Annotated in this window: 10 protein-coding genes and 1 tRNA gene; 9 read left to right on the top strand and 2 right to left on the bottom strand. The window is 57.5% G+C overall.

The window, feature by feature from the left end; genetic code table 11:
- Positions 1-53: 53 nt before the first annotated feature.
- The 4 genes from recQ to ABYV89_RS11375 all read left to right on the top strand — a co-directional run bounded on the left by recQ (position 54) and on the right by ABYV89_RS11375 (position 3,230).
- On the top strand, positions 54-1,853 hold the full coding sequence (gene recQ, locus ABYV89_RS11390; RefSeq protein ID WP_432823074.1) for a DNA helicase RecQ: 1,800 nt from the start codon (positions 54-56) through the stop codon (positions 1,851-1,853).
- Positions 1,854-1,988: 135 nt separating this feature from the next.
- The gene (locus tag ABYV89_RS11385; protein ID WP_432823073.1) at positions 1,989-2,483 is read left to right on the top strand and encodes a roadblock/LC7 domain-containing protein; all 495 of its coding nucleotides are present in this window, start codon (positions 1,989-1,991) and stop codon (positions 2,481-2,483) included.
- Positions 2,484-2,494: 11 nt separating this feature from the next.
- Complete coding sequence (locus ABYV89_RS11380) at positions 2,495-3,085, top strand: GTP-binding protein (RefSeq protein WP_432823072.1); 591 nt, start codon at positions 2,495-2,497, stop codon at positions 3,083-3,085.
- Positions 3,086-3,154: 69 nt separating this feature from the next.
- Positions 3,155-3,230 (top strand) — tRNA-Asn (locus tag ABYV89_RS11375).
- Between the two features lie 56 nt (positions 3,231-3,286).
- On the opposite strand, the gene ABYV89_RS11370 is transcribed toward ABYV89_RS11375, so the two are convergent.
- Entirely contained in the window at positions 3,287-4,618 is a 1,332-nt protein-coding gene (locus ABYV89_RS11370; RefSeq protein ID WP_432823071.1) for a type II toxin-antitoxin system HipA family toxin, read from the bottom strand.
- Complete coding sequence (locus ABYV89_RS11365; RefSeq protein WP_432823070.1) at positions 4,619-4,867, bottom strand: helix-turn-helix domain-containing protein; 249 nt, start codon at positions 4,865-4,867, stop codon at positions 4,619-4,621.
- A 470-nt stretch (positions 4,868-5,337) separates the two neighbouring features.
- Here ABYV89_RS11365 and ABYV89_RS11360 point away from each other — a divergent pair, with 470 nt between their 5' ends.
- The 5 genes from ABYV89_RS11360 (at position 5,338) to ABYV89_RS11340 (ending at position 8,643) form a co-directional block, all read left to right on the top strand.
- On the top strand, positions 5,338-6,003 hold the full coding sequence (locus ABYV89_RS11360; protein ID WP_432823069.1) for a Crp/Fnr family transcriptional regulator: 666 nt from the start codon (positions 5,338-5,340) through the stop codon (positions 6,001-6,003).
- Between the two features lie 194 nt (positions 6,004-6,197).
- Positions 6,198-7,172: an NADH-quinone oxidoreductase subunit H gene (locus ABYV89_RS11355; protein WP_432823068.1), complete on the top strand. Its 975-nt coding sequence runs from the start codon at positions 6,198-6,200 to the stop codon at positions 7,170-7,172.
- Positions 7,169-7,600, top strand: coding sequence for an NADH-quinone oxidoreductase subunit B family protein (locus tag ABYV89_RS11350; RefSeq protein ID WP_432823067.1), 432 nt, complete (start codon positions 7,169-7,171; stop codon positions 7,598-7,600). Before ABYV89_RS11355 ends, ABYV89_RS11350 begins: the two co-directional genes overlap by 4 nt.
- 9 nt (positions 7,601-7,609) lie before the next feature.
- On the top strand, positions 7,610-8,122 hold the full coding sequence (locus ABYV89_RS11345; RefSeq protein WP_432823066.1) for a 4Fe-4S dicluster domain-containing protein: 513 nt from the start codon (positions 7,610-7,612) through the stop codon (positions 8,120-8,122).
- Positions 8,110-8,643 carry an NADH-quinone oxidoreductase subunit C gene (locus tag ABYV89_RS11340; RefSeq protein ID WP_432823065.1) on the top strand — a complete coding sequence of 178 codons (534 nt, stop codon included), beginning with the start codon at positions 8,110-8,112 and terminating at the stop codon, positions 8,641-8,643. The genes ABYV89_RS11345 and ABYV89_RS11340 overlap by 13 nt, the downstream gene beginning before the upstream one ends.
- Positions 8,644-8,700 lie beyond the last annotated feature (57 nt).

Raw genomic sequence — 8,700 nt, 5'->3', positions numbered from 1 at the left:
CATATCCGGACCGTCGACATGGCGCTGGGGAAATTCCTCCACAGCAGGCAGGCATGACCGGAACTCCCCTCGATACCCTACGCGATGTCTTTGGCTATGGGGCCTTCCGATCCAGCCAGCAGATCATCATCGACGGACTGATCGCCGGCAGCGATGCTTTTGTGCTGATGCCGACCGGCGGCGGCAAGTCGCTCTGCTACCAGATTCCTGCGCTGCACCGGCCCGGCATCGGCATCGTTGTGTCGCCGCTGATTTCGCTGATGAAGGACCAGGTCGACGCCCTGCGGGCCAACGGGGTGCGCGCGGCCTACTACAACTCGTCGCTGGGAGCTGCCGACAGTCGCAAGGTGCTGGCCGACCTGCACCGGGGCGACCTTGACCTGCTTTACGTGGCCCCTGAGCGGTTGATGAGCGACGGCTTTCTCGAGCGGCTCGAAGAGGTTGCGGTGGCGCTGTTTGCCATCGACGAGGCGCACTGCGTATCCCAGTGGGGGCACGACTTCCGTCCCGAATACATCCAGCTCGGCCAGTTGCGGCGCCACTTTCCCACTGTGCCGCTGATCGCCCTGACGGCCACCGCCGATCCGCAGACCCGCGCCGATATTCTCGATCGTCTCGGTCTGCGTCAGGCCGCTGTCCATATTGCCGGTTTCGACCGGCCCAACATCCGCTACACGGTGGTCGACAAACGCAAGCCGGCGGCCCAGCTGCTGGCTTTTCTGCAGGAGCGGCCGGAGGAGGCGGGGATTGTTTACGCCCTGTCGCGCAAGCGGGTTGAAGAGGTGGCTGCGCGGCTGCAGGCCGAGGGGATCAGGGCGGCCCCTTACCACGCCGGTTTGCCTGACGGTGAAAGGCAGCGGGTGCAGGAGGCTTTTCAGCGTGACGAACTGCAGGTGGTGGTCGCCACCGTCGCCTTCGGCATGGGGATCGACAAGCCCAACGTCCGTTTCGTCGTTCATTATGATCTGCCCAAGAACATCGAAAGTTATTACCAGGAAACCGGCCGCGCCGGTCGCGACGGGCTGCGGGCCGAAGCCCTGCTGCTCTTCGGTTACGGTGACATCGCGATTTCCAGGGGACTGATCGAAAAAGGGGGCAACCCGGAGCAGAACCGGATCGAACTGCACAAGCTCAACGCCATGGCCGGATTCGCCGAGGCCCAGACCTGCCGCAGACGGGTGCTGCTCGGTTATTTCGGCGAGCGTCTCGAGCAGGACTGCGGCAATTGTGATGTCTGTCTCAATCCGCCGCAGACCTACGATGCCACCGAAGATGCCCAAAAGGCCCTGTCCTGCGTCTACCGGGTCGGCCAGCGGTTCGGCGTCGGTCACGTCATCGATGTGCTGCGCGGCAGCCGCAGTCAGCGTATCCAGGATCTCGGCCACGACCGCCTGTCCACTTACGGCATCGGTGCCGATAAAAGCCAGGAAGACTGGGGGGCGCTGGTCCGCCAGCTGATCCACCTGGGGTACCTGTGCCAGGACGTGGCCAGCTACTCGGTGCTCAAGCTCACCGAGCAGGCCCGCCCCCTGCTGCGCGGCGAGCATCCCCTGGTGCTGGCCCGGCCGCGGGTCAAGCTTCGCGAACAGAAAAAGCCCGGGCGCCGCAAGGTCGCAGAGTTCGATTACGACGAAAGCCTCTTCAGTGCGCTGAAGGCGCTGCGCAAACGGCTGGCCGACGAGGCAGGCGTTCCCCCCTTTGTGGTTTTCGGCGATGCCACCCTGGCCGAGATGGCGGCCCGCCGACCCACTGACGTTGAGGCGCTGCTGCAGGTGAGCGGGGTGGGCAAACACAAGGCGGCCCGCTACGGGGCCGACTTCATCGAAGAAATTATCGGTTACATGTGCCGCTGAGTTTCCGGCCCTGGTCGACCAGCAGACGAGCTGCAGGGGCGTCGTTCGGCTTCAAACAGGCAAAACCCCTTGATTTTTTGGCACAAAAGATGCTATATAGTCACGGGCTAGAAAACCCCAGCAAGGAGCAAACACATGTTCGGCTCGCAACCTTCTTTCGTCATGTATGACGAAGAATTCAAGAAAATCAATGTTGTCATCGAGCGGCTGCTGCGCGAGTCCAATTCCAAGGTCATTTTCCTGGTGGACAAAAACGGTCAGCTGATCTCTTCCGTCGGTGACACCGAGCACATGGATACCACCAGTCTGGCCTCGCTGACGGCCGGCAACATCGCCGCAACCGGTGGTTTGGCTAAACTGATCGGCGAAAAAGAGTTCTCCATCCTCTTTCACGAGGGGGAAAAGGACAACCTGCACATTTCCATCGTCGCAGGTCGGGTTATCCTGGTCGTAATTTTCGACCAGCGCAGTTCCCTCGGCCTGGTTCGGCTGCGTGTCAAAAAAGCCAGCGATGAACTGAGTCGGATTTTTGTCGACCTGGCAAAAAAATCTGAGGAGACGGAAAAGGGGAACAAGATGAGTCCCTTCGCCGAAATCACCGACGACGATATCGACAATCTCTTCAGGTAACGGGATAGGCCATGTCATTCATCAATTACGCTTCGCGCGAAATAAACTGCAAGATCGTCTATTACGGTCCCGGGCTCTGTGGCAAGACCACCAACCTGCAGTACATCTACCAGAAGACCGCCCCCGACGCCAAGGGCAAGATGATCTCCCTGGCCACCGAGACCGAACGGACCCTGTTTTTTGACTTTCTTCCCCTCGCCCTTGGCGAGATCCGCGGTTTCAAGACCCGTTTCCACCTCTACACCGTTCCTGGCCAGGTTTTTTACGACGCTTCCCGCAAGCTGATCCTCAAGGGGGTTGACGGCGTGGTGTTCGTCGCCGACGCCCAGGAAGAGCGGCTCGATGCCAATATCGAAAGTCTCGAAAACCTCAAGGATAACCTCGAAGAGCAGGGATATCAGCTGGAAAACCTCCCCTTCATCATCCAGTACAACAAGATCGACCTCCCCAACATCACCCCGGTCGAAGAGCTGCGCAAACTGATCAACCCCGACGGCGTCCCCGATTTCACCGCCTGCGCCATGACCGGCGAGGGGGTCTTCGAGACCCTCAAGGCCGTGGCTAAGCAGATCTTGGTTGATCTGAAAAAAGGGGCGCGGTAAATGGTCACGCGTTAAAAAACCCCTTGACACCATCGGGGCAATTTCGTATATTCCGCCCTGTTAAATCATTCCCTGATAGCTCAGTTGGTAGAGCAGGCGACTGTTAATCGCCTTGTCGCTGGTTCGAGTCCAGCTCGGGGAGCCAGAAATTCAAAGGCCGTTTCCAGTCATGGAAACGGCCTTTTTTCTGCTGTGGTCTTTTTATCGTACTCTCGGCGGAGCAGAGCGGGTCAGTTTCTCCCGTGCCATTCTCATCCCATCAAAAATAGGGCCAGCAACAGAATCGGGGAAGGTGGCTTGCAATTGGCCGCCGACCTGATCTATCACTTGATCCAAACGTCCCAGAACCGCAGCGATGATCTCCTCCATTTCGTCTGAGGGGAAGTGGCAAGCCTTTGCCGTTGTGAGCCAGTGTCGATAGAGCATGGCATTCCAGTCGTAATGTCTGTTTTTTCCAGTCAGCGCCATAGCCATTTTTAGCCGACGCTGCTCAAGCTGTTTTTTTGCCACAAGAGGAAAGGCGGAAATAACATCATAGAGCGGCGTAAGTTTAAACCCGCCTCTCGGAAGCAGGAAGATGCTGAAGTTCTTGGCATGGCCGTCAATGGCCGCTAGTAGCCAGAAGATGAGGTTTGCGGTCATGAACAGGCGACGGTCGGCCAGACTGTCGGTCGTGCCGAGCAGCAGATCCATAATCTGCGAAATCCCTGGGCCGCCATCACTTTCGTATTTTAGTGCTGGCGGAACATTCAGGGCCTGGCACATATCTTCCTGCGGCAGACGGATCAGCCAGGATTTGTCTGTTGCCCAGCGGCGGTCGAATCGCTCGATAATCAGGGCTTTTATGCCGGCAAAGGTGAGCATCTCCGTATTGGCAACGGGAAGGCCGAAGGCCTTGAGGATAGCATGACAAAGCCACTCGTTTTCAACACTGTCGGAGAGGTCCATGCCGCTGTGTTCGATATGCCCGATGGGTAGTTTGAAAATATGGCTGGTCGGTGTTGTGCCGAGCGGCAGATGCCATTGGCCTGAGATTTTGAGCAGGGCGGTTTTTTCTTGCGCACCGGCGACCGAGATGCGGAAATCCTTATCCTCGCGCATCCCCAAAGGCATGGTCCGATAGTTTTTCAGTGTTTCGGCGATGGCTGCATCGCTGAGCGGCTCCGCTTCAATTTTTCTGACCTCGATCGGGCTGTCTTCCGGAAGGAGCTGCAATGCGCCGACACAGTCCCTTCCGACGTGCCATAGCAGATCGAAGCCTCGGTTCGAGGCCGCTCCAAATCGTCTTTGAATCCGGTTTCTGATCGGCTGGCTGTCAGGAAGCAGGTTGTCGAAATAGTTTTCAACCGTATCGCCAGCGTAGGCCTGCACCGCCAAAGGCATCGAGAGGGATAGCGGACGGCCTGAGCTGCTTACGAGCCAGGACTTGTCATAGGTGAACTCGAGCCTGCCATTGGCTGCGCGGGCAAGGGTGCCGACCTTTTCCCCGTTCATGTAGGCGCACAGTTCAGCTCTTTGACGCTTACGACCCATTTACCAGTTGTCTCCTTCGCTTTGGCCGGTTTCCTTTTCTTTCGGTTTTATGGTCACTTCCAACTCCAGCGCCGACATCAGACGAAACAGGGTGTCAATGCGGGCATTGGACTCTCCACGCTCGATGCGCGACACCATGGCCTGGGTGATCCCGACCAGATTTCCCGCGTCGTCCTGAGTCAGCCCTTTTTGGCTTCTGGCTGATTTAAGAATCTGGCCAAGAACTTTAGGTGAAGTGGCTTTTTGCATGATTTCGAACTCCGCTTCTCATGTCGAATTGAATATAAATATAATATATGCTCAATTAAGTATAAAGTCAATTTATGTCGAATTAGGCATAAAAACAAATTATGCCTAATTCGACATAGGCGCTGGCGTGCTTGGATATATAGGCTTTGGCGAATCTCAGAGAAACAAAAAACGTCCTCCACGAAATGAGAGTGCTGGGCCTTATTTTAATATTGCAGATTCCCATATCTCAGGCGGAGAAGTGGCAAAAAAGTTCCAATAGCATCCAATGTGGGGAGCCAGAAATTCAAAGGCCGTTTCCTTCATTGGGAACGGCCTTTTTTCGATTTCCCCTCTTCTGTCTCTCCTCCTTTACACCTTTCGCCTGCAGGAATAAAGCCCCTTGAACCGCAACGGTTGCGACAGGTTTGGACCGGATGGTAAGCTTTCAGAGTGTTTGATCGCTTGATCCCTTTTCCGAAGGAATTGCCATGCCCGCAAAGATGAAACTGACACATATCGACCTGCTCCGGCTTTTCGAGTCGCCTGAGTATGCCGAGGTCGCCAGAGGTTTCAAGGAACAGAAATGCGCGAAAAAGACCGTCGTCTGCACCCCCTACGATGACGGGGATCGCATATTCATCGTCAAAAGCGGACGGTTGAGGATCTTCCTCTCTTATGACGACAGGGAATTCACCCTGGCCTTGCTGGAGCCCGGGGATATTTTCAGTACCCACACCAGGGCCTTTGCCGAAACCCTCGATGAGTCGATCATATTGTCGGGAAGCACCCGGATGTTTCAGCAGAAGGTTGTTGAAAGCCCCGAGATTGCCCTGGTTATGGTCAAGGTTTTGGGGGAGCTTCTGAAAAACTCAATTACCATCATCGAAGGCCTGGCCTTCAAGGATGCGCGAATGCGCCTGGTCGATTTCCTTGTCACCGCCGCGGAGGAAAGAGGGATGCCTCATCCCCAAGGGGTCTCGGTGGAACTGGGATTAAACACTGAGGAGATCGCCAACCTTGTCGGGGCCACCCGGCAGACCATTTCCTCCTTGCTTAACGAACTGATCAAATCCGGAGTCGTTGACAAGCTCAATCGACGAACGCTGCTGATCAGGGATCTCCCACGGCTTAAAGACTGGAACAGCCTTTCCTGACATTCCTTCATTTTCTATTCTGATTCTTTGCCCACTGGAATTTTCAGTGGGTTTTCACTTTTTATCCCCTTTTTTTTCAAACTGTCGCCCGCCCGACAGAACTCTTCTTGCGTCTTTGTCTAGAGTAGCCACGGCAGGATGCAGCCCGGAGCAGCAAGTGCCCGGTTTTCCCCGGTCGAAAGGAAGAGGACGGCATGTTGGTGACAGAAAACCCGATATTTCAGCTAGCGATATTTCCGGGAGGGGTTTTTGCCCTGTTTTTCGGGCTGCTGCTCAAAGGCATTGACTGCAAGGTGAGGGCTCGCCTGCAGTGCGGGGTCGGCCCCGCGCTCCTTCAGCCGTTTTTCGATCTGGTCAAGTTGTCGCGTAAGGGGGACCCGGTGAAAGCGACGGCAAATGAGCGCATTTTCGGCGCTTCCATCCTTCTCGGCATCGCGGCAGTCGCCGCAGCCACGATGCCGGTTTTAATCGGCGGGATCTACGGGAAAGGTGACGCCCTCATCGGCCTGCCTTGGATCCCTTTTCTCCTCGCCGTTCCGACCCTCGCCCTGTTGGCAGCGGAACGCCTTTCGGGGGCCCACTTTGCGGCGGTTCGTTTTACCCGGGAGCTGACCCTTTTGCTGATCTGGGAAGGAGCCTTGCTCCTTGTGCTGTTCAGCCTGGTTCTGAAAGTCGGGATGAACTCCGGCGGCCCGGTTGTTTTTTCACTCCCTGAAATCCTCCGTTTCCAGCAGGAGCGGGGTCCGCTCCTCTTTGACCCAACCCTGCTCCCCGCCTTTGTGACCTATCTCTTCTTTATCCCCGCCCTTGCCGGCGAGGGGCCTTTTGGCCTCGGCCAAGCCGAAGCGGAGTTCGTCGAAGGTCCCGCGCATGAGTTCTCGAAACCGGTTCTGGCCCTGTTCCAGATGATGTCAGCTCTCAGGATGGTGGCGGCCCTCGGACTGGGGGTGGCCCTGTTCTTCCCGGCAGAGCAAGGGGGAAGCCTCTTGCTTGGCCTTTCCTGGTTCTTCCTGAAATGCCTTCTCTTGACGCTGGCCTCGCTGAGCCTGGCGCGAACCACAGGCGGCCACTTCCGCATCGATCAACTGGTCAGGTTGTTCTGGAAATGGCCGGCGGCCCTGGGACTTACCAGCCTGATCCTGGTGCTCATTACAAGGAGTTCGCCGTGAAAACCTTTCTGAAGCGAATTGCCCGCAAATCCCCCTGGCTCTATCGCATCAATGCCGGCTCCTGCAACGGCTGCGACGTCGAACTGGTCGCCACCGCCTGCATCCCCCGTTTCGATCTGGAACGGCTCGGCTGTAAATACTGCGGCAGCCCGAAACAGGCGGATATCGTCCTTATCACCGGGCCCCTGACCGCCCGGGTCAAAGAGAAAGTGCTGCAGATCTATGCGCAAATCCCAGACCCGAAGGTCACCGTGGCGGTAGGGATCTGCCCCATCTCCTGCGGGGTTTTTCGGGACAGCTACGCCATCGAGGGGCCGATCGACCGGTACTTTCCGGTCGATGTCAACGTACCGGGCTGCCCGCCGCGCCCCCAGGCCATCATCGAGGGGATCGTCGAGGCGATATCGATCTGGAGAACCCGGCTCTAAGGAGCAGCTATGTTTTCATTTTTAAAAGTTTTGGCCCGCAACCTGATCCGGGGCCCCGCCACAGATCCCTTCCCCTTCGGGGAAACGTTTACCCCCAAGGGCCTGCGCGGCCGGGTCCGCTTCGACGCCTCGGCCTGCGCCGGCTGCCGCATGTGCGAACACGTCTGCGCCGGGGGAGCCATTCGCTTTGACGATGGCGCATCGGAGCTTCGCTTTACCCTGTGGCACAACACCTGTACCTTCTGCGGCCTCTGCCAACACTACTGTAAAACCAAGGCCATCGTCCTGACCGAAGACTGGCACCTGACGCATCGGCAGACCGAGAAATACGCCATGGTGGAGCAGGGGACCGTCCCGCTCGTTTCCTGCCTCGGCTGCGGGATTGCCATGATGCCGGTGGCAGATGAACTGGTTCGCGTCGCCTATTGTGAAACCAACTCGGATATCGACAGGTTGCGGCAACTATGCCCCGATTGCCGCCGACAACTCGGAATAAAAGGAGTCCAAAGATGCAGGATGTGAAGACGCAGGTGCAAGAGGCCCTGGATCGGGCGGTTTCCGGCCCGGTCAGCATCGACTGGAAAAAAGACTTCAAGGGGGTGCAAACCGGTTGGTGCAAACTGCCGGAAAGTGCCCAACTGCTGGCGGCGGGCGCTGGGATTGCCGAGATAGGCGGCAGGCTCAGCACGGTGACCGCGTATCTGGCCCAAAAGTACCTGGTACAGGGCCGTCGCGAGATCGCCTACCACTTCGACCTCGACGGCACCACCCTCACCCTGACCATCGAACTCCCCCTGGAGAAGGCCCAGGTCCCTTCGCTCACCCCGCTGTTTCGCAACGCCGACTGGAACGAACGGGAGTTCATGGAACTCTACGACATCGAGGTGATCGGGCACCCCGACCCGCGGCGCCTCTTCATCGACGAGAGTATCGAACCGGCGGTCTTTGATCGCCTGATTCCCTATTCGACCCTGACCAACGGGGCGGGGAGCAAGACGCTCTGGGAGGCGGTCATGGCCCGCAACAGCGAGGAGAAACGATGAGTAGCTATACGATCCCGGTGGGTCCACTGCATGTGGCCCTCGAAGAACCGATGTATT

The sequence above is a fragment of the Trichloromonas sp. genome, from assembly GCF_041583255.1.
Classification (GTDB): Bacteria; Desulfobacterota; Desulfuromonadia; order Desulfuromonadales; family Trichloromonadaceae; genus Trichloromonas.
Note: the sequence above shows the minus strand (reverse complement) of the source record. Positions and strands in the feature narration are given on the sequence as shown.